Below are 18,996 nucleotides of genomic sequence, written 5' to 3' on the forward strand. Positions count from 1 at the left end.
ACATGGGCAGGGACGACGTCCTCGCGTGGGTGGAGTCACCCCTCCAGCTCCTCGGCGCGGCGGAGTGGGCGGCGGCGCACCGCACCACGGTGCCCGTCGCCGGGCGGCTCACGCCGCAGATCTCCGAGACGGCCGACGAGCTGCTCGCGCGGGGCGCGCGCTTCGGAGCCCTCGAGCCCTACCTCGGCGTCCCGTGGAATCTGCTCGCGCGGCACGGGCACTGGCTCGTCGGCGACGGATTCTCGGGCCAGTTCCGCCTTGCAGTGACCGTGCTGCGCCCGCACCGCATCACCTTCCTCGACGACGGTGCCCTCGCGCTCTCCTTCGCCGACACGCTGCTCGGCCGCCGGCCGTACGCGCGGCCGCACGTGCAAGAGCGCGGCCTCACGACACTCGCCGCGCCGTTCGCGGCCGAGGTCGTGCATCGCCGCGCGGGAGCCCGACGTGCCGAAGTGTTCACGGCGTTCGACTTGGGCGCCGACCGCCTCGAGGCGCTCGGCGACCGCGGGTTCGGCATCCGTCGTCACGACTTCTCGTGGACGCGCGCGACGGCGCCCGTGGCGGCCGACCTGGGCCGCCGGATCGTGCTCGGCAGCGCGCGGCCGGTCGACGGCCGCATGTCCTTGACGGACTACCTCGCATGGGTGACGGATGCCGCAGCCGGCGGCGCGGTCTACCTGCCGCATCGCCGCGAGACGCCGGAGCAGCTGGCTGCGGTCGCCGCGATCCGGGGTGTCGAGATCCGTGAGACGCGGCTTCCGGTGGAGCTGGTGCTCGCCGGGGCGGCCGAGCCCCTCGACATCCGCACGCTTCCCTCGAGCACGACGAGCACGCTGCCGCTGGTGCTCGCGGGCACCGGTTCGACCATCCGCCCCAGCGCATCCCCCAGACGGAAGGCCGTCGCGTGAGCGAGGTCGTCGCGATCATCCCCGCGCGCGGCGGATCGAAGGGCGTCGTGCGCAAGAACCTGCGCCGCGTCGGCGGCGTGCCCCTCGTCGCACGCGCCATCGACGCCGCCCTGCGCTGCGACGCGATCGATCGGGTGGTCGTGACCACGGACGACGCCGAGATCGCCGCAGTCGCCGCCGAGTGGGGCGCCGAGACGATCGAGCGCCCCGCCGAGCTGTCGGGCGACGAGGCGAGCTCCGAGAGCGCGCTGCTGCACGCCCTCGAAGAACTCGAGGCGCGCCGCATCGACGTGGCGGTCGTCGCGTTCCTGCAGGCCACCTCGCCCTTCATCGACGTCGACGCCCTCGCGGGCGCGGTGCAGCTCGTGCGCTCGCGCCGCCGAGACAGCGTTTTCTCGGCGGTCGAGACCTACGGGTTCCTGTGGGAGAAGGGTGCGGGAGGCGCCGCGCAAGCCGTCAACCACGACGTCGAGGTGCGGCCGCGCCGGCAGGACCGTGAGCCCCATTACCTCGAGACGGGCAGCTTCTATGTGCTGCGCGCCGCCGGATTCCGCGCGTCGCGCCACCGCTTCTTCGGCAGCGTCGGCATCGCCGAGGTCTCGCCGCGCGGCGCGCTCGAGATCGACACGGCCGATGAGCTGGAGATCGCCCGTGCGCTGGCGCCGCTCGTGGACCGTCCGGCCCCGATCGTCGTGGACGCGGTGGTCACCGACTTCGACGGCGTGCACACCGACGACAGCGTCCGGGTGGACCAGGACGGCCGCGAGTCGGTCACGGTGAGCCGCTCGGACGGCATGGGCGTGTCGCTGCTGCGGGCCGCCGGCATCCCCTTCCTCATCCTCTCGACCGAGACGAACCCGGTCGTGTCGGCGCGCGCGCGCAAGCTCGGCGTCGACGTCCTGCAGGGACAGGGCGACAAGGCCGCCGCCCTGCGGTCGTGGGCGGCCGAGCAGCACCTCCCGCTCTCGCGCATCGCGTATCTCGGCAACGACGTCAACGACCTGCCCTGCCTCGACCTCGTGGGGTGGCCCGTGGCCGTCCCCGAGGCGCACCCGCTCGTGCTGGCGGCGGCGCGCGTCGTGCTCGGCCGTCGCGGCGGCGCGGGCGCCGTTCGCGAGCTCGCCGAGCGCGTGCTCGCCGCCGGCGCGACGGCCGCTGCGCGCGCCCAGCGCGCTCCTCGAGAGCTTCACACCCCGGGCGGCCACGAGGCGCCCGGTCCCACCACCGCACCACAGGAGGCATCATGACCGTCACGATCGGGAACCGCGTCGTCGGAGGCGGGCGACCCGCGTACGTCATCGCCGAGATCGGGCTCAACCACAACGGCGACGTCGAGCTCGCCAAGCGCCTCATCGACGTCGCGGCGGATGCCGGCGCGGACGCGGTGAAGTTCCAGAAGCGCACGCCGGAGATCGCCACGCCCGAGCACATGCGCGATGTGCCGCGCGAGACCCCGTGGGGCACGATGACGTACTTCGAGTACCGCCAGCGTGTCGAGTTCGACCGCGACCAGTACATCGAGGTCTCGGACCATGCCATGCTGCGCGGTCTCGAATGGTTCGCATCGCCGTGGGACGAGCCGAGCGTCGCCTTCCTCGAGGACCTCGGCGTCCACGCGCACAAGGTCGCCTCGGCATGCCTCACCGACCACGGCCTGCTGCGCGCCCTGCGCGACACCGGCAAGACGATCATCCTCTCGACGGGGATGTCGACCACGGACGAGATCGACGCGGCGATCGAGGTCCTGGGCACGGAGCGGCTGCTGCTCATGCACGCGACCTCGACGTACCCGATGGAGCCCGGCGAGGCCAACCTGCGCATGATCCCGGCCCTGCGGGAGCGGTTCCCGGGCGTGCCCGTGGGATATTCCGGGCACGAGCGCGGCCTGCAGATCTCGCTCGCCGCCGTCGCCCTCGGCGCGGTCGCGGTGGAGCGGCACATCACGCTCGATCGCACCATGTGGGGCTCCGACCACGCCGCGTCGCTCGAGCCCGCGGGCCTGCAGCACCTCGTGCGCGACATCCGCGTCATCGAGGCGGCCCTCGGCGACGGCGTGAAGCGCGTCTACCCCGGCGAGCTCGCGCCGATGGCCAAGCTCCGCCGCGTCCCGGCGTGAGTCCATCGCATCGGCGCGGGGATCGCCTGCGCGTCGTCGCGATCGCCGACACCGACTCGTACGTGAAGTGGGCGGCATCCCTCCTCGGCGGAATGGCGGGACGCTGGGATGTCACGGTGCTGGTGCTCAGCACCCCGGTCGTGGTGAGCGACGCGCAGCTCGTGTCGGCGCTGAGCTCCAGCGGGCTGCCGCGCGACCGGGTCGAGCGGGTCGAGTACTCCCGCCTCGCCGTGCGGTTGCGGGAGCTGCGGGCGGATGCCGTCGTGCTCGCCGCTCGCGGACCGCTCGTGCGCGTGCTCGCGCGCGACGCCGCGGCGCTCTCGCCGCGACCCGTGATCGCGACCGGCCTGCCGGGGATCTCGATCCCCGCGACGCGGAAGGCGATCCTCTACCGGCTGCAGAGCGACCTGTTCGTGGTGCACTCGCGCCGCGAGCTGCGCGAGTTCGGAGCGCTGTCGGCTCGGACGGGATACGCGCACCGCTACGCGCTCGCGACGCTGCCGTTCGCGCGCGTCCGCGACGAGCCCAGGCGCGCGGACGACGGCACCGACCTGGTGTTCGCGACGCAGGCGAAGGTCCCGGCGGAGCGGGCGGATCGGCTGCGCGTCGCGCGTATGCTCGTGCGCGCGGCCGAGGCGGCGCCTGACCGGCGGGTCGTGGTCAAGCTGCGCGCCGCAGACGGCGAGCACCAGACGCACGTCGAGCAGGACGGCTACCCCGAGCTGCTCGCGTCGCTCGGACCGCTGCCCGAGAACCTCGTGACCTCCACGGCGCCCATGGGTGCGGCTCTCGACGCCGCGGAGGGGCTCGTGACGGTGAGTTCGACGGCCGCCATCGAGGCGATCGCGCGCGGCGTGCCGGTGCTCGCCCTCGACACGTTCGGCGTGTCCGCTCGGCTCATCAACGAGACGCTCGCCGACGCCGACCTGCTCGGCTCGGAGGACGATGTCGTGGCGCGCCGGTTCCGGCATCCGGACCCGGAATGGCTGGAGGACAACTACTTCCATGCGCCGCACGCGGACGACTGGGAGGACCGGCTCGAGGAGCTCGTGTCGCAGCGTCGTGCCGGGACACTCGCACCGCGCCCGCCGTTCGCGCGCCGGGGTGGCGCGCTGCGCGACGCGTGGGAGCGCAAGATCGCTCTCGGGTCCGACGACACGTCCGCCGCCGGCGCGCTGGCCTACGCGATCGGGATGCCGCTGCGTGCGCTGGTGCGGACGGCGCAGCGGTCACGGCGCGCGGTGCGCACCGCACGCGGCTCAGCGGCCGGCACACTGGCCGAACGGAGCATGACCCTGCGATCATGACGGCATGAACCCTGGTAAAGCGCTCACCGCCGTCCTCGCCGCCACCGCCGTCGTCGTGCTCGTCGCGGGCTGCGCGCCCGCAGACCCGGTGATCGCCCCGGTCACCCGCGACGCGGGATCGCTGCAGGGCGCCACCGTGGAACTCGAGGTGGGGCAGGTGCTGAACATCGACACCGGCGACCTCGCCGTCGACAGCTACAGCGGCGAGGTCGACGACCCGTCGGTCGCACGGTTCGTCCCGGGCCGCGAAGAGGACGGCGCGACCTTCAACCCGGGCGTGGAGGGTCTCGCCGAAGGGGAGACGCGGGTCGTGCTCTCAAACTCCGACGGCGGCATCCAGGACGTCACGTTCACCGTCGAGGTCTCGGATTGAGGCCGCACGGCGTGAGCCCGGCAGTGCGCAGCGGGCGTACGCTTCTGCGATGACCTCCGCCGCGAGCAGGACCGAGCTGCGCGAGCTCCTCGACGAGCTGCGCGCGCACGCGACCGCGCGCCTGGCCGCCATGGATGCGACGATCGCCGAGCTGCGCGCCGACCGCGGCGCGGATGTCGCGGATGACGAGCACGACCCCGAAGGCGTCACGCTCTCGGGGGAGTGGGCGCGCGTGGTCGGGCTGCACGAGGCCGCGGCGCGCGAGATCGCCGAGATCGATGGTGCCGTGCAGCGCTGGGAGGCCGGGAGCTACGGCGTCTGCGTGGACTGCGGCCGGGACATCCCGATCGCCCGCCTGCGCGTACGCCCGTTCGCGACCCGCTGCGTCTCGTGCGCCGAGAAGGCGGGTTCGTGACGTGTCGTTCGGGCCTGCCGGCTCGACCGGAGAGTTCGCCCTGATCGCTGCCGGCGACCCGTGCCCATGCGGCAGCGGGGAACGATTCGGCGGATGCTGCGGCCCGCTGCTGGAGGGAGGCGCCGCTCCGACCGCCGAGACCCTGATGCGGTCGCGCTACACGGCGTTCGTCGTGGGCGATGCGCGCCACCTGGTGGCCACGTGGCATCCGCGAACCCGCCCGGACGACCTCACCCTCGACCCCGCGCAGCGCTGGATGGGACTCGAGATCGTCGACGCCGCGGGTGGCGGCGAGGGAGACGAAGAGGGAGTGGTCGAGTTCCGGGCGCGATGGCGCCAGGGTCGCCACGAGGGCGAGCTTCACGAGCGGAGCAGATTCGGCCGCCGTGCAGGCCGGTGGGTGTATGTGGACGGGACGGTCCACGAGTCCTGACGCGGCTCGCCCCGGGGGCAGCGCCGCACCGCTAGCGTGAAGCACGTGACCACCCAGCAAGAGAAAGCACAGACCCTCGCGCGACTGCATGCCGCGCCCGAGATCCTCCGCGTCGTGAACGTGTGGGACGCCGTCTCGGCGAGGACGATCGCGGCCCTCCCCGAGACGCGTGCCATCGCCACGGCGGGCCACTCGATCGCGGCGTCCTTCGGGTACGCCGATGGCGAGGTCCCGCTCGAGATCGCCCTCGACATGATCGGGCGGATCGTCGAGGCCGTCGGCGACCTGCCCGTGACCGCCGATCTCGACGCCGGGTACGGTGACCCCGGCGAGACCGTGCGCCGCGCGATCGGCAGAGGTGTCGTCGGCGCCAACGTCGAGGATCGCCTGCGGCCTCTCGACGAGGCCGTCGCGGCCGTCGAGGCGATCGTCGCGGCGGGTGAGGCCGAGGGAGTGCCGTTCGTGCTCAACGCCCGTACCGACGCGTTCGTGCGCGGCGGCGGGCGCCCGGTCGAGGCATCCGTCGGCGACGCCATCGAGCGCGGCAGGGCGTATCTCGACGCCGGCGCCGACCTCGTGTTCGTGCCCGGGATCCTCGACGCCGACGTGACACGTCGGCTCGTCGACGGCATCGGCGAGCGCAAGGTGAGCGTCATCGGGGTTCCGGGTGCACTCAGCGCGGCGGAGTACGAAGCGCTCGGCGTGGCCCGCATCTCGTACGGGCCCACGACGCAGCGCGTGGCGCTCACGGCGCTGCAGGACGTCGCGGCCGAGCTCTACCGCGACGGCGTGATCCCGACGTCGACCCGCAACCTCAACTGAACGCGGTGTCCGGCGGCGCGAGGCGCGCCGCCGGACACCGGCGCCGGCTCAGGTGTCGTGCTCGAGGGGCGCGACATCCTCGCGGTGATCGTCGGTCGCCCCCGGTGGGTAGTCCGCGACCTCGGGGCGACTGCGCAGGAACAGGACGCTCACGACGAGGCCGCCCCACACCACGACGATGGCGAGGATGAGGAACGTGATGGCGATGGGGGTCATGACGACGCCTCCTTCCGCTGCGCAGCGGTCACGGGATCGGCCACCGGGTACGCCGGCCACGGCTGGAAGTCGTCCGGCGACTTCCGCCAACGCAGCACGGTCATCACGAGTGTCGCCACGAGCAGGGAAACGATCGTGCCCCAGCCGAACAGTGCGAGATACCAGCCCGGCATGTCGGCGTAGCCGTCGACGACGAGGGTCACGATCCGCGAGATCAGCATGTAGCCGAGCACGACCGGGGCGAGCACGCCGACGAACGCGATCCAGAGCCAGCCGACCTTGAATGTCGAGACGGCGTTCAGGTGGGCGCGCAGCTCGGGACCGCGGCGGAGTACCCAGATCACCAGGATCGTCGTGAGGACCGCGGACGCCACGATCCCGATGTTGTTCGCCCACTGGTCGGTCACGTCGAGCGCGAGGAGCCCGGTCGTGGTGGAGAAGATCAGCACCGACAGGACGGCCGACACGATGCCGACCCCGGTCGCCGCCGCGCGGATCGAGAGGCCGAACTTCTCCTGGATGGCCGCCGACACCACCTGCAGCACCGAGATGAGCGAGGTGAATCCTGCCAAGGCGAGCGAGCCGAAGAAGAGCATGCCGAAGATGGGGCCGCCGGGCATCTGCGACACGATCGCGGGGAACGTGATGAACGAGAGGCCGACTCCCGTGAGGCCCTCCAGCTCGGCGACGGCGATGCCCTGCTGGAAGGCGAAGAACCCGAGCGTCGCGAAGACGCCGATGCCCGCGAGGATCTCGAACGAGGAGTTCGCGAACGCGACGACCAGGCCGGGCGACGTCAGGTTCGAGCGACGCCGGCGGTACGACGCGTACGTGATCATGATTCCGAAGGCGATCGACAGCGAGAAGAAGATCTGGCTGTAGGCCGCGATCCACACATCGGGATCCGCGAGCGCCGCCCAATCCGGCGTGAAGAGCGCGTTGAGACCCTCGGCCGCGCCGTCGAGGAAGAGCGCCCGCACGACCAGGACAGCGAACGCGACGACGAGCAGCGGCAGGCACACCACGTTGACCCGCTGAAGACCCTTCGCGACACCGGCGGCGAGCACCACGATCGCCGCGATCCACACGATCGCGAGCGGGATCAGCACGCCGGGCACGAACTCGAAGCTGATGCCGGGATCGCCGACCTGCAGGTACTCCCCGGTGAGGAAGCCCGCCGGGTCGTCGCCCCAGCGCAGGTCGAAGGAGAAGACGAAGTAGCTGAGCGCCCACGCGATGACGGCGGTGTAGTACAGGCCGATCACGAACGCGATGGCGACCTGGAACCAGCCGAGCGATTCGGTCCAGCGGCCGAACGCCCGCCCGACGCGGCGGAACGTGGTCGGGGCGGCGCCGCGGAACCGGTGCCCGAGGGCGTAGTCCAAGAACAGGATCGGGATGCCCGCGGTCAGCAGCGCCACGAGGTAGGGGATGAGGAACGCCCCGCCCCCGTTCTCGTAAGCGACACCGGGAAAGCGCCAGATGTTGCCCAGTCCGACCGCGGAGCCGATCGCGGCGAGGATGAAGCCGACCTGTCCGGTCCACTGCTCGCGGGGCCGTGCTCCTGGAGATGCGTCTATCCGACTATGCGATTCGGTCACGTCACTGTCCCTTCGCGTACTCAGGTCTGGGACTGCACGCTAGCAGCGGCGCCGGGGTCCTCACCAGGACGCGCGCCGTCCGCAGCAGCCGGTTCGGGGCGCGACGGCGTCGCGACCGCGTCCAGGAGCAGGTCCAGTGCGGCGTGCGCCGCCTCCCGCGCCCGCACGTCGGAGGGTCGCTCGGCGAGCCACAGCGCCGCTTCGTTCATCGCGCCGCTCAGCTGCTGCGTCAGCGCGTCGACCAGCGGGGCCGGCACCGTTCCGAGGGCGGCGACGGCCGCGCGCAGCTCGCGACCCGAGGCGTCTGCATCCAGCTCCCGCCACGTGGCCCAGCCGAGCGCAGAGGGCGCATCGGCCAGGAGCACGCGGGCCGCGCCGTCATCGGTGATCGCGTCGAGGAACGCATGGCTTCCGGCACGGAGCTGAGCCGCGGCATCCGTCTCGCGATCCGCTGCCGCGACCACGCGATCCGCGACCACTGATTGCAGGTGGGCGGCGACGGCGCGCAAGAGCCCGTGCTTGCTCGCGTAGTGGTGATAGACCGCGCCGCGGGTCACTCCTGCCCTCCGCGCGATGTCGTCGACGGATGCTGCGGCGAAGCCCTGTTCGGTGAATCGATCGCACGCGATCTCGAGCACTCGGCGTGCGGTGCGGGCGGCGTCGGCGGCACTGGCTCTGGGCATGACGGTTCCTTTACGTGCGATGTGTATGTATCGTTGGAAGCTATACGTACATCAAGAATGTAAAGGATGGTTCGCGAGATGGAGACCATGACGAGCTTCTATCCGGTCGTGATGACGACGGATGCCCCGGCGGCGGCGCGGTTCTTCACCGACCACTTCGGCTTCGAGGCGACCTTCGCGACCGACTGGTACGTCAGCCTGCGACGAGAGCAGGCGGAGCTGGCGTTCGTCGCCCATGATCACGAGAGCGTGCCGGCGGGATTCGGGACGCCCGCGTCGGGCCTGCTGCTGAATGTCGAGGTCGACGACGCCCGCGCGGCGCATCGGCGACTCGTCCTCGAGGGAAGCCTCGAGTGCGTCCTCGACCTTCGCGACGAGCCGTTCGGTCAGCGGCACTTCATCGTCGCCGCGCCGGGTGGTGTCCTCGTCGATGTGATCGAGCCGATCGAGCCGTCCGCGGAGTTCGTCGCCGCGTTCGCCTGAGCGGACGCGGCGACGGTGCTGCGCGATCTAGACTCGCTGGGTCGCGACCGCAGGAGGGTGACGCATGAGTCTCGCGAAGGAGCTGTTCCGCCGGCGGCCGATCACGCCGCCCGTGGCATCGCCGGGCGGGCTCACGCGCACGATCGGCACGTTCCAGCTCGCGATGCTGGGTGTCGGTGCGACGATCGGCACCGGCGTCTTCTTCGTCATGCACGAGGCGGTGCCGCTGGCGGGACCTGCGGTGATCCTTGCGTTCGTCGTCGCGGCGATCGCCGCGGGACTGTCGGCGGTCTGCTACGCCGAGATGGCGTCGGCGGTGCCGGTGTCGGGTTCGACCTACTCGTACGCATACGCCACCCTCGGCGAGATCGTGGCGATGGGCGTGGCGGCCTGTCTCATGCTCGAGTACGGCGTGTCGACCGCCGCCGTCGCCTCCGGGTGGAGCGGTTACCTCGACCGCCTCGTCGGGGATCTGTTCGGGTGGGACATCCCCGCCGCGCTGTCGGCCGGACCGTTCGAAGGAGGCGTCGTCAATCTCCCCGCCGTCGTCCTGGTGGTGCTGTGCGCGGTGCTTCTCATCCGCGGGACGCGGGAGTCGGCCGTCGTCAACACCGTCATGGTGATCATCAAGATCGGCGTGCTGGTGATGTTCGGCGCGATCGCGATGACGGCCTTCACCCTCGACAACTTCGCCGATTTCGCGCCACACGGCGCCGCGGGCGTGACCGCGGCGGCCGGAACGATCTTCTTCACCTTCATCGGGCTCGACGCCGTCTCCACAGCCGGCGACGAGGTGCGGGATCCGCAGCGGTCGCTGCCGCGCGCGATCCTCGTCGCCCTCGCGACGGTGGTGGCCGTGTACCTCTTCGTCGCGATCGCCGCGGTCGGCGCCCAGCCTGCTGCCGACTTCGAGGATCCCGCGCAGCAGAGCGCAGGCCTCGCCGTGATCCTCGGCGATGTCCTCGGCGCGCAGTGGCCGGGGACCGTGCTGGCCGCGGGTGCGGTGATCTCGATCTTCTCGGTCACGCTCGTGACGCTCTTCGGTCAGACGAGGATCCTGTACTCGATCGGGCGCGACGGCCTGCTGCCGCCGGTGTTCGCCCGGGTCGACCCGCGCACGCACACGCCGGTGTTCTCCACGATCGTCGTCGCCATCGCCGTCGCGCTGCTGGCCGGGCTCATCCCGCTCTCGAACCTGTGGGACATGGTCTCGATGGGGACACTGGTCGCGTTCATCGTCGTCTCGCTCGGGGTGATCGTGCTGCGCCGCACGCGTCCCGACCTGCCCCGCGGATTCCGCGTCCCCGGGTACCCGGTCACGCCGGTGCTGTCCATCCTGGCGTGCGGCTACCTGATCACGGGCCTCGGCTGGTCGACGTACGCGTGGTTCGCGCTGTGGGTGGCCGTGGTGCTGACCTTCTACCTGCTGTGGGGTCGGCGGCACAGCCTGCTGGCGCAGGGGCGTAGCGTGGAGAATGCGACGAAGGGACAGACATGACCCGCATCCTGATCTTCGGAGGACACGGCAAGGTTGCGCTGCTGCTCGAGCCGCTGCTCGTTGCGCAGGGGCACACCGTGACCGCCGTCATCCGCAATCCCGCGCACGAGACCGAGGTCGCAGCGACGGGAGCGCAGCCCGTCGTGGCCGACGTCGAGCTGCTCGACGTCGAACAGCTGACGAACCTCATCGCCGGCAACGATGTCGTCATCTGGTCGGCGGGCGCGGGCGGCGGCAACCCCGGACGCACGTACGCGGTCGACCGCGACGCGGCGATCCGCTCGATGGATGCGGCCGAGGCCGCGGGGGTCGAACGCTACCTGATGGTGTCGTGGCTGGGCTCGCGCGCGGACCACGGAGTTGCGGCCGGCTCGTCGTTCTTCCCCTACGCCGACGCGAAGTGGGCAGCCGACGAGCATCTCGCGGCGAGCGAGCTCGACTGGACGATCCTCGCGCCCGGCACCCTGACCTCCGATCCGCCGACCGGTCGGATCGAACTGGATCCCACGGGCAGGGGAGAGGTGCCGCGCGCCGACGTCGCTGCGACTGTCGCCGCCGCCATCGCCGACGACAGCACGATCGGACGCACCATCCGCTTCGGCGGCGGTGCCGAGGTCATCGGCCACGCCATCGCCGGCTGAGCTCAGTCGTCGCTCGAGTGGAGCCCGCGCCGCGCCGACAGCAGCGTGACCTCCGGTCGGTCCGAGACGAGCCTCTCGGCGCGATCGAGCACATCGCGCACGTGCGAGGACCCGGACGCGACCACCGACACGCCGATGCGCGCCCGACGGTGGAGGTCGTGCTCGCCCACTTCGGCCGCGGCGGCCTCCGTCCGGCGGCTGAGCTCGGCGACGATCGGGCGCAGCACGCTGCGCTTCTCCTTCAGGGAGCGCACATCGCCCAGCAGCAGGTCGAACTCGATCCACCCGATCCACATGGCTCCATCGTGCCAGCGGCCGGATGCGAGGGGCCGCAACCGCGACGCGCCCCGCGTGCCTCATCGCCAAACCGACGAAATGCCGGTAGAACAGCAGAGTCTGCGTTCTGGGGGGATCGCAGGTCCTCATCGACCCGAAGGGACCCCCACACATGAAGATCGTCAAGCGCATCATCATCGGGCTCGTGATCGCCTTCGCCATCTTCTACCTGGTGACGCGCCCGCAGGATGCCGCCAACGCCGTCCAGGGCGCCTTCGGCGCCGTCTGGGGCGCGGGCGTCGCCGTCACCGACTTCTTCGTGGCGCTCGCCGGAGGCTGAGCGTGCTCGATCCGCGCATCGATCGGCACCTGATCGCGGATCAGGGAGAGGTCGTCGTCGACGAGGTGCGCAAGCACTGGGCGGCGACGGTCGGCGCGGTCCTGGAGCTGTTCGCCGGCGTCGTCGTGCTGCTGCTGGGCTTCTTCGTGCCGCCGCAGGCGTGGTGGGTGCCGGCCCTCTTCGGCGGCGTCGTGGTGTCCCACGCCTGCTGGCGGATCCTGGAGCAGCGGATGGACCGGTTCGTCATCACCAACATGCGGGTGTTCCGCGTGCACGGCATCCTGTCGCAGCGCATCGCCACGATGCCCTTGTCGCGCATCCTCGACATCTCGGTGCACAAGCCGGTCGTCGGCCGCATGTTCGGATACGGGCATTTCATCTTCGAGTCCGCCGCCCAGGAACAGGGTCTTCGCGAGATCCGCTTCGTCGGCTACCCCGACGAGCGCGGTCTGACGATCCAGCGCGTGATCCAGCAGGCCGGCCTGCGCGGGTACGCAGGTCGCGGAGATCCGCTGCACCCGGCGCCCGTCGCCGCTCCCGTCGTCGCTCCGCCGCGCCCCCGGGTGCCGGCGTCCGTCGCCGCCGCCGCGGCGTACGATACGCTGCCGGTCGTCGCCGAGCGCGAGGCGCCCGCCGGGGCGGTGGGCTGGGACTGGCTCGCCGATGCCCAGCGGCGCGAGGTGGAACGGCTGGCCGAGCTGCGCGGCGAGCCGCCGCACGGGGAACGCGACGGGTCCGGCCCCGACGGCACCGACACCGCGCCCATCGATCTGCCGCGCTGATCGGCAGGCGTGCTGGACTCTGCGGGAACATCGCGGGCGACCCCCGCGTTCTGTTACCCTGGAGTGTCACTCGTGTGGCTGTTTCGCCACGCCTGTTGCCGGTTCGCGCCGGTCGCCGGATCCCGCAAGGGCTCGTGACATCGCATGACAACAATCCGCTTCGCCTCGGCTCGAGGTGTTCGCCCGCGCTCGCGCGGACCGGGCGCCGATGACGGCGGAGGCCCGAGAACCCAACCCAACAAGGACAACCCACTACATGACTAGCGCAACGACCGCCCCGGCCACCAAGCAGGTCGCGATCAACGACATCGGATCTGCCGAGGACTTCCTGGCCGCGGTCGAGAAGACTCTGAAGTTCTTCAACGACGGCGACCTGATCGAGGGCACCGTGGTGAAGATCGACCGCGACGAGGTCCTCCTCGACGTCGGCTACAAGACCGAGGGCGTCATCCCCTCGCGTGAGCTTTCCATCAAGCACGACGTCGACCCCAACGAGGTCGTCAAGGTCGGCGACGAGGTCGAAGCCCTCGTTCTCCAGAAGGAGGACAAGGAAGGCCGCCTCATCCTCTCCAAGAAGCGCGCGCAGTACGAGCGCGCGTGGGGCGACGTCGAGAAGATCAAGGAGAACGACGGCGTGGTCACCGGTCAGGTGATCGAGGTCGTCAAGGGTGGTCTCATCGTCGACATCGGCCTCCGCGGCTTCCTCCCGGCTTCGCTCATCGAGCTGCGCCGCGTGCGCGACCTCACGCCGTACCTCGGCCAGGAGATCGAGGCGAAGATCCTCGAGCTCGACAAGAACCGCAACAACGTCGTGCTGTCGCGCCGCGCCCTGCTCGAGCAGACGCAGTCCGAGTCGCGCACCACGTTCCTCAACAACCTGCACAAGGGCCAGGTCCGCAAGGGCACGGTCTCGTCGATCGTCAACTTCGGTGCGTTCGTCGACCTGGGCGGCGTGGACGGCCTCGTGCACGTCTCCGAGCTCTCGTGGAAGCACATCGAGCACGCGTCCGAGGTCGTCGAGGTGGGCCAGGAGGTCACCGTCGAGATCCTCGAGGTCGACCTCGACCGCGAGCGCGTCTCGCTGTCGCTGAAGGCGACGCAGGAGGACCCGTGGCAGGTCTTCGCCCGCACGCACGCGATCGGCCAGGTCGCGCCGGGCAAGGTCACCAAGCTCGTTCCGTTCGGCGCGTTCGTTCGCGTCGCGGACGGCATCGAGGGCCTCGTGCACATCTCGGAGCTGTCGGGCAAGCACGTCGAGCTCGCCGAGCAGGTCGTGTCGGTCGGCGAAGAGGTCTTCGTCAAGATCATCGACATCGACCTCGAGCGTCGTCGCATCTCGCTCTCGCTCAAGCAGGCGAACGAGTCGGTCGACCCCTACGGCACTGAGTTCGACCCGGCCCTCTACGGCATGGTCACCGAGTACGACGAGAACGGGGAGTACAAGTACCCCGAGGGCTTCGACCCGGAGACCAACCAGTGGAAGGAAGGCTTCGACGAGCAGCGCGAGAAGTGGGAGCAGGAGTACGCCGCCGCCCACGCTCGCTGGGAGGCCCACAAGGCCGCCGTCATCAAGGCCCTCGAGGCCGAGGCCGCCGCGCCGGTCGAGACCGGTGCCAGCTCCTTCTCGTCCGACAGCGGCCCCGCGGGCACGCTCGCGGACGACGAGGCTCTCGCCGCCCTGCGCGAGAAGCTCTCGGGTCGCTGACCGCAGAAAGCTGATCGAACCGGCCGCACTGCGACCGGTGCGATGACAGAGGGCCGGAACCTTCGGGTTCCGGCCCTCTCGTCGTCGCCGGCCCCGCGTCATGTCGGCGGCTCCGCGTACGCTCGGCGGGTGCCCTCGATCGTCCGTGCCCGACGCTGCCTGGCGGCAGGCGACGGGTGCCGCGGCACGGTGCCGGGCGACGCCCCGGTGGCGCTGTGCGAGGGGCACCTCGCCGCCGCATCCGACTGGGCCGACGCGGAGTACGGCGTGACCGACGTGCTGCCGTCGCCGTGCCTCGTGTGCGGCTCGCGGCTCGGCGTGCGGTATCGGTCCGGCTGGCTGTGCGCGGCGTGCGAATGGCGCCACGGCGACGTGCCCGACGCGGAGCTGCCGCCGCCGCGGGTCGACGTCGTGTACTACCTCCGGTTCGGCGACCGCGTGAAGATCGGCACGAGCTCCAACCCGCGGCAGCGGCTCGCGGCGATCTGGCACGACGAGCTGCTCGCCTTCGAGCGCGGCGGCCGCGCCCTCGAGCAGCGTCGGCACGTCGAGTTCGCCGGCGATCGCTTCCCGCGCACCGAATGGTTCCGGCTGAGCGACGACATCGCACGGCACGTCGCCGTGCTCGCTGCCGGGACCGACGACCCATGGCGGCTGCACGCGCGGTGGGTCAGCGAGGCCCTCGCGGCACGAGGCTGACCGGCTGCGACGGTGTCCAGGCGGTTCAAAGGAACGCCCCTTAGCCTGACGAGCCCACGCAGACGACGGAGGACACATGGGATTCCTGGACCGACTCTTCGGCGGGGACGACGCGGAGCGTCAGTCGCGCCCCGTTCCCCAGAACACGTACGGCCGCCAGGCATCGACTCAGCCGCCGCCGAGCGAGGACGAGGTCGCGATCGAGCGCTACCGCTATCTCCTGCGGACTGCGCCGCCCGAGACGATCGAGCAGGTCCACGCCGAGGCCTTCGCGAAGCTCACCGAGCCGCAGCGGCAGCAGGTGCTGGCCGACATCTCGGCGGGCCTTCCGGCCGCGGAGCAGCCGCGGTCGAGCGACCCGCAGTCCATGGCACGCGCGGCGACCCGGGCCGAGTACATGAACCCTGGGTTCATGGAGCGCACGCTCGGACCGCAGCGCCAGGGTCCTTCGTTCGGCTCCATGCTCGGCTCGTCCATCCTCGGCACCGTCGTCGGCTACGTCATCGGGTCGGCGCTGGTGAGCTCGTTCCTCGCTCCGACGTTCGCGTCCGACCCCGGGAGCCAGGACGATTCGGGGCAGGACGGCACCGCCGACGGCGGTGGCGACGCGGGCGCCGACAGCGGTGCGGATGCCGCGTCCGCCGACGCCGGTGGCTGGGGCGACCCGGGCTCCGGTTGGGGCGGAGACGCCGGTGCCGACGCCGGCGGATTCGGGGACTTCGGAGACTTCGGATTCTGACGTCGCAGTCCACCTCGTGACGCCGGAGCGCCGGCCGACGGGCGAAGCGACCGCGACGCAACCTCACACGGGGGTGGCGGCATCCGTTAGCGTCACGGTATGACCGCCGCGACGCCGGGAGACACGCACGCGCGTGCGGCCCGTGCGCGCAGGCCGAGTCGTGGCCACGACATCGCCGATCGCACGCGCGATCGCACGGCGACGCTGAACCAGCTGCTGCTCGCGGGCGTCGTGTTCGCGTTGGGCGGCCTCGCCGCCCTGACGCCGTTCACCGGCGACCGGGTGATCTTCTTCCTCGGCGTGGTGATGATCGTCGTCGTCACGGGCGCGACGCTGGTGGTTCCGTGGAACTCCCTGCCGTACGGCTGGGTCGCGGTCGTGCCGGCACTCGACATCGCGGCGATCACGCTGCTGCAGCTCGCCGCACCCGACTCGAGGCTCGGACTGCTGTGGATCTTCCCGGTCATGTGGCTCGCCGGCGGGTTCGGCATGCTGGGACTGTTGGGCGTCATCTTCGTGATCGCGGGGATCGTCGCCCTCTTCGCGACGCTGGAGGGCGAGGAGCTGACGTACCGAACGCTCCTGCTGCCGCTCGTGCTGCTCGCGGTGGCGACCACAGCCCACGTCACGACGCGTCGCTCCGACGCGCAGCGGACGCTCTTGGCGAAGCAGTCCCGGCTGCTGCGCAGCGTTCTGGCGCGCACCCGGCGCCAGGAGGAGGTGGTCACCGAGGTGCTCGACGCGGTCGACTTCGGCGTCATCCGCATCGACGCCGACGGCGGCACTGCGGTCACCAACGACGCGCACGGGCGCCTGCAGCAGGGGCTCGAGCCACATGAAGAGGGGGAGCTGGCGGTCTTCCGCGACGACGGGACGACGAGGATCCCACCCGATGAGCTGCCGCTCGAACGTGCACGCCGCGGGGAGTCGTTCGACGACGAGGTGGTGTGGTTCGGGGCCGAGCCCGGCGCGCGCCGGGCGTTGACGATCACGGCGCGGCGTCTCACCGATCCCGACGGCGCGGACGCCGGTGCAGTAGTCGTCTCGAGGGACGTGACAGCCGAACGCGACGCGCTCCGCGCCCGAGACGAGCTGGTCGCGTCGGTCTCGCACGAGCTGCGCACGCCCCTGACGGCGATCCTCGGCTACCTCGACCTCGCCATCGAAGACCCCGACACGCCGGACGCGGTCCGAGCCAACCTCGACATCGCGGAGCGCAACGCCGAGCGGCTCCTTCAGATCGTCGCCGACATCCTCGCCGCGTCGAGATCCTCTCCGTCCGCGCTCGGGACGTCGCTCACCCGCGCTCTCGTCGATGCGAGCGAGATCGTCCGCGCGGCGGCGACGGATGCCGTCACCCGAGCGGCCGCGCGAGCCATCACGGTCGACACCGCGGGCCTCGAGCCCGCCCCGGTCTGGGCGGATGCGCTGCGGCTGCGCCAGGTGGTCGACAACCTGGTGTCGAACGCGATCACCTACAACAAGGACGGGGGCACGGTGCGCGTCGGCACGGCCTCCGACGGGACCTGGAGCTGGATCCTCGTGCGCGACACCGGCATCGGAATCTCGGAGGCGGACCGGTCACGGCTGTTCCACCGCTTCTACAAGGCCGGCGAGCCGCGACGGGCGGGAACCGGCCTCGGGCTCGCGATCACGCGCGACATCGTGCGCGCACACGGCGGCGAGATCGGCTTGCACAGCTCGCCCGGAGTCGGATCGACCTTCATCGTCAAGCTGCCGGCCTCCCGCCCGGAAGGACCCGAGTCATGAGCCTCGACCTCGTCAGCATCCTCGTCATCACGGCGGTGGTCGTCAACGTCAGCGGCGTGCTGTTCATCCTCGAGACGCTGCTGCGCCGCGATGAAGGAGCGGGTCGGATCTGGTCGCTCGGCTTCCTTGCGGCGATGCTGACGACGCTGTCGTACGTCGTGTGGGCGCAGTACGACGACGCGTGGTGGGCGGTCGCCGTGGGCAATGCCGCCTTCGTCGCGGGGACCGGGTGCATGTGGCTCGGCTGCCGCCGTTTCAACGGGCGTCCGATGGCGTGGTCGTCGCTGCTGGTCGCGGCCGGAGTCGCCGGCGCGGCGGGGACGGTCGCGATCGAGGGCGAGTCGGGCGGGGACTGGGCGGGTGCGCTGTGGATGTTCGTCGCGCTCGTGGTGTTCGCGGGCCTCGGCGCTGCGGAATGCCTGCGCGGCGCGCTGCGCGCGTCGCGCACCGCGTGGGTGCTGGGTGTGGTGCTCGGGATCCAGTCGCTCTACTACGTCGCCCGCACGACGGCGTTCCTCATCTCGGGCCCCGACAGCACGCTGTTCCAGACGGCATTCGGGACGATCGCGACGAGCTTCCTCACGGTGACGCTGACGATCGTCGCCGTGGTGGTCACGTCGGTGCTGCGCGCGACGCGAGCGCCGATGCGCGGCTACGTGCGCCACTCCCGGCCGGATGGCGCCCCGGACGGCATCGCCCGGCAGGAGGAGTTCGCCGGCCTCCTCGCGGCGCTCTGCGACCGCGCGGCCGCACGATCGGAGCCCGTCGCCGTGACCGCCGTGCGCATCGACGACCTCGAGCAGATCTCGTCGGCGTTCGGAACCGAGGTGGCGGGTGCGATCGCCGAGGCGTGGCGCGCGGGCGTGCGCCGGCATGCGCCGGCCAATGCGCTCGTGGGGGAGGACGGCTCCAGCGGACTCGTCGTGGCGCTCGCGGTGTCCTCCGCCGAGGACGCGCGCCGCCGGGCGGGCGCGATCTATCGCGGGCTCTTCGACGATCTGGGCGCCGTCGACGGGGGAGTGATCCCCGTCCTCGGCGTCGGGGTCGCCGTCAGCGACGCGGTCGGACACCGTGCCGGCGAGCTCGTGCGCGTCGCCCGGGAGGCGGCCGGTCGCGCGGCGACGACCGTCGAGAGCTCGGTGCTGATGGCTGATACCGGGTGACGCTGTGTCCCCGTGGGCGCCGCGGC

Annotated in this window: 22 protein-coding genes; 18 read left to right on the top strand and 4 right to left on the bottom strand. The window is 71.4% G+C overall.

All coding sequences use genetic code 11. From position 1 onward, the window contains the following. Positions 1–2: 2 nt before the first annotated feature. From AC3ANN_RS07380 to AC3ANN_RS07415, 8 genes are read left to right on the top strand one after another with little or no spacing between them, the layout of a single operon-like run. Positions 3–908: a hypothetical protein gene (locus AC3ANN_RS07380; protein ID WP_488340331.1), complete on the top strand. Its 906-nt coding sequence runs from the start codon at positions 3–5 to the stop codon at positions 906–908. Beyond that, entirely contained in the window at positions 905–2,155 is a 1,251-nt protein-coding gene (locus tag AC3ANN_RS07385) for a cytidylyltransferase domain-containing protein (RefSeq protein ID WP_488340332.1), read from the top strand. Before AC3ANN_RS07380 ends, AC3ANN_RS07385 begins: the two co-directional genes overlap by 4 nt. Then, on the top strand, positions 2,152–3,024 hold the full coding sequence (locus AC3ANN_RS07390; protein ID WP_488340333.1) for an N-acetylneuraminate synthase family protein: 873 nt from the start codon (positions 2,152–2,154) through the stop codon (positions 3,022–3,024). Before AC3ANN_RS07385 ends, AC3ANN_RS07390 begins: the two co-directional genes overlap by 4 nt. Continuing rightward, positions 3,021–4,331, top strand: a complete 1,311-nt coding sequence (locus AC3ANN_RS07395) for a DUF6716 putative glycosyltransferase (RefSeq protein ID WP_488340334.1) — start codon at positions 3,021–3,023, stop codon at positions 4,329–4,331. Before AC3ANN_RS07390 ends, AC3ANN_RS07395 begins: the two co-directional genes overlap by 4 nt. Positions 4,332–4,335: 4 nt before the next feature. Next, positions 4,336–4,704, top strand: a complete 369-nt coding sequence (locus AC3ANN_RS07400) for a hypothetical protein (RefSeq protein ID WP_488340335.1) — start codon at positions 4,336–4,338, stop codon at positions 4,702–4,704. 49 nt (positions 4,705–4,753) lie between these two features. Beyond that, positions 4,754–5,119 carry a TraR/DksA family transcriptional regulator gene (locus AC3ANN_RS07405; protein ID WP_488340336.1) on the top strand — a complete coding sequence of 122 codons (366 nt, stop codon included), beginning with the start codon at positions 4,754–4,756 and terminating at the stop codon, positions 5,117–5,119. A gap of 1 nt (position 5,120) precedes the next feature. Then, a complete protein-coding gene (locus AC3ANN_RS07410) occupies positions 5,121–5,552 on the top strand; it encodes a YchJ family protein (RefSeq protein ID WP_488340337.1) in 432 nt (143 codons plus the stop codon). Positions 5,553–5,597: 45 nt separating this feature from the next. Then, positions 5,598–6,374: an isocitrate lyase/PEP mutase family protein gene (locus AC3ANN_RS07415; RefSeq protein WP_488340338.1), complete on the top strand. Its 777-nt coding sequence runs from the start codon at positions 5,598–5,600 to the stop codon at positions 6,372–6,374. Between the two features lie 48 nt (positions 6,375–6,422). Here the strand turns inward: AC3ANN_RS07415 and AC3ANN_RS07420 are convergent, their stop codons facing one another. Genes AC3ANN_RS07420 through AC3ANN_RS07430 form a run of 3 tightly spaced genes read right to left on the bottom strand, consistent with a single transcriptional unit; the run spans position 6,423 to position 8,874 of the window. Beyond that, a complete protein-coding gene (locus AC3ANN_RS07420) occupies positions 6,423–6,590 on the bottom strand; it encodes a methionine/alanine import family NSS transporter small subunit (protein WP_488340339.1) in 168 nt (55 codons plus the stop codon). Then, positions 6,587–8,191, bottom strand: coding sequence for a sodium-dependent transporter (locus AC3ANN_RS07425; RefSeq protein ID WP_488340340.1), 1,605 nt, complete (start codon positions 8,189–8,191; stop codon positions 6,587–6,589). The genes AC3ANN_RS07420 and AC3ANN_RS07425 overlap by 4 nt, the downstream gene beginning before the upstream one ends. Positions 8,192–8,211: 20 nt before the next feature. After that, a complete protein-coding gene (locus tag AC3ANN_RS07430) occupies positions 8,212–8,874 on the bottom strand; it encodes a TetR/AcrR family transcriptional regulator (RefSeq protein ID WP_488340341.1) in 663 nt (220 codons plus the stop codon). A 66-nt stretch (positions 8,875–8,940) separates the two neighbouring features. On the opposite strand from AC3ANN_RS07430, the gene AC3ANN_RS07435 reads away from it, so the two are divergent. From AC3ANN_RS07435 to AC3ANN_RS07445, 3 genes are all read left to right on the top strand, one after another. After that, the gene (locus tag AC3ANN_RS07435) at positions 8,941–9,357 is read left to right on the top strand and encodes a VOC family protein (RefSeq protein WP_488340342.1); all 417 of its coding nucleotides are present in this window, start codon (positions 8,941–8,943) and stop codon (positions 9,355–9,357) included. A gap of 64 nt (positions 9,358–9,421) precedes the next feature. Then, on the top strand, positions 9,422–10,855 hold the full coding sequence (locus tag AC3ANN_RS07440) for an APC family permease (RefSeq protein WP_488340343.1): 1,434 nt from the start codon (positions 9,422–9,424) through the stop codon (positions 10,853–10,855). Further along, entirely contained in the window at positions 10,852–11,496 is a 645-nt protein-coding gene (locus AC3ANN_RS07445) for an SDR family oxidoreductase (RefSeq protein WP_488340344.1), read from the top strand. The genes AC3ANN_RS07440 and AC3ANN_RS07445 overlap by 4 nt, the downstream gene beginning before the upstream one ends. A gap of 2 nt (positions 11,497–11,498) precedes the next feature. Here AC3ANN_RS07445 and AC3ANN_RS07450 read toward each other — a convergent pair whose 3' ends face one another. Beyond that, entirely contained in the window at positions 11,499–11,792 is a 294-nt protein-coding gene (locus tag AC3ANN_RS07450; RefSeq protein ID WP_488340345.1) for a DUF503 domain-containing protein, read from the bottom strand. A 152-nt stretch (positions 11,793–11,944) separates the two neighbouring features. Here AC3ANN_RS07450 and AC3ANN_RS07455 point away from each other — a divergent pair, with 152 nt between their 5' ends. From AC3ANN_RS07455 to AC3ANN_RS07485, 7 genes are all read left to right on the top strand, one after another. Continuing rightward, entirely contained in the window at positions 11,945–12,112 is a 168-nt protein-coding gene (locus tag AC3ANN_RS07455) for a hypothetical protein (protein WP_488340346.1), read from the top strand. 2 nt (positions 12,113–12,114) lie between these two features. Next, the gene (locus AC3ANN_RS07460) at positions 12,115–12,894 is read left to right on the top strand and encodes a PH domain-containing protein (protein WP_488340347.1); all 780 of its coding nucleotides are present in this window, start codon (positions 12,115–12,117) and stop codon (positions 12,892–12,894) included. 256 nt (positions 12,895–13,150) lie between these two features. After that, a complete protein-coding gene (rpsA, locus tag AC3ANN_RS07465; protein WP_488340348.1) occupies positions 13,151–14,599 on the top strand; it encodes a 30S ribosomal protein S1 in 1,449 nt (482 codons plus the stop codon). A 129-nt stretch (positions 14,600–14,728) separates the two neighbouring features. After that, positions 14,729–15,298: a GIY-YIG nuclease family protein gene (locus AC3ANN_RS07470; RefSeq protein WP_488340349.1), complete on the top strand. Its 570-nt coding sequence runs from the start codon at positions 14,729–14,731 to the stop codon at positions 15,296–15,298. Between the two features lie 76 nt (positions 15,299–15,374). Further along, the gene (locus AC3ANN_RS07475) at positions 15,375–16,037 is read left to right on the top strand and encodes a hypothetical protein (RefSeq protein WP_488340350.1); all 663 of its coding nucleotides are present in this window, start codon (positions 15,375–15,377) and stop codon (positions 16,035–16,037) included. Between the two features lie 99 nt (positions 16,038–16,136). Beyond that, positions 16,137–17,807, top strand: coding sequence for a sensor histidine kinase (locus AC3ANN_RS07480; RefSeq protein WP_488340351.1), 1,671 nt, complete (start codon positions 16,137–16,139; stop codon positions 17,805–17,807). After that, complete coding sequence (locus tag AC3ANN_RS07485) at positions 17,804–18,970, top strand: hypothetical protein (protein WP_488340352.1); 1,167 nt, start codon at positions 17,804–17,806, stop codon at positions 18,968–18,970. The genes AC3ANN_RS07480 and AC3ANN_RS07485 overlap by 4 nt, the downstream gene beginning before the upstream one ends. Positions 18,971–18,996: the final 26 nt, after the last annotated feature.

The sequence above is a fragment of the Microbacterium sp. STRO-2N genome, from assembly GCF_057747775.1.

What these genes read in the sequence shown, in the direction of transcription:
- AC3ANN_RS07435 (WP_488340342.1), top strand. Translation starts at nt 8,941, where the DNA reads ATGGTTCGCGAGATGGAGACCATGACGAGCTTCTATCCGGTCGTGATG.
- AC3ANN_RS07480 (WP_488340351.1), top strand. Translation starts at nt 16,137, where the DNA reads ATGACCGCCGCGACGCCGGGAGACACGCACGCGCGTGCGGCCCGTGCG.
- AC3ANN_RS07485 (WP_488340352.1), top strand. Translation starts at nt 17,804, where the DNA reads ATGAGCCTCGACCTCGTCAGCATCCTCGTCATCACGGCGGTGGTCGTC.
- AC3ANN_RS07430 (WP_488340341.1), bottom strand. Translation starts at nt 8,874, where the DNA reads ATGCCCAGAGCCAGTGCCGCCGACGCCGCCCGCACCGCACGCCGAGTG.
- AC3ANN_RS07400 (WP_488340335.1), top strand. Translation starts at nt 4,336, where the DNA reads ATGAACCCTGGTAAAGCGCTCACCGCCGTCCTCGCCGCCACCGCCGTC.
- rpsA (WP_488340348.1), top strand. Translation starts at nt 13,151, where the DNA reads ATGACTAGCGCAACGACCGCCCCGGCCACCAAGCAGGTCGCGATCAAC.
- AC3ANN_RS07445 (WP_488340344.1), top strand. Translation starts at nt 10,852, where the DNA reads ATGACCCGCATCCTGATCTTCGGAGGACACGGCAAGGTTGCGCTGCTG.
- AC3ANN_RS07450 (WP_488340345.1), bottom strand. Translation starts at nt 11,792, where the DNA reads ATGTGGATCGGGTGGATCGAGTTCGACCTGCTGCTGGGCGATGTGCGC.
- AC3ANN_RS07390 (WP_488340333.1), top strand. Translation starts at nt 2,152, where the DNA reads ATGACCGTCACGATCGGGAACCGCGTCGTCGGAGGCGGGCGACCCGCG.
- AC3ANN_RS07420 (WP_488340339.1), bottom strand. Translation starts at nt 6,590, where the DNA reads ATGACCCCCATCGCCATCACGTTCCTCATCCTCGCCATCGTCGTGGTG.
- AC3ANN_RS07405 (WP_488340336.1), top strand. Translation starts at nt 4,754, where the DNA reads ATGACCTCCGCCGCGAGCAGGACCGAGCTGCGCGAGCTCCTCGACGAG.
- AC3ANN_RS07440 (WP_488340343.1), top strand. Translation starts at nt 9,422, where the DNA reads ATGAGTCTCGCGAAGGAGCTGTTCCGCCGGCGGCCGATCACGCCGCCC.
- AC3ANN_RS07455 (WP_488340346.1), top strand. Translation starts at nt 11,945, where the DNA reads ATGAAGATCGTCAAGCGCATCATCATCGGGCTCGTGATCGCCTTCGCC.
- AC3ANN_RS07380 (WP_488340331.1), top strand. Translation starts at nt 3, where the DNA reads ATGGGCAGGGACGACGTCCTCGCGTGGGTGGAGTCACCCCTCCAGCTC.
- AC3ANN_RS07475 (WP_488340350.1), top strand. Translation starts at nt 15,375, where the DNA reads ATGGGATTCCTGGACCGACTCTTCGGCGGGGACGACGCGGAGCGTCAG.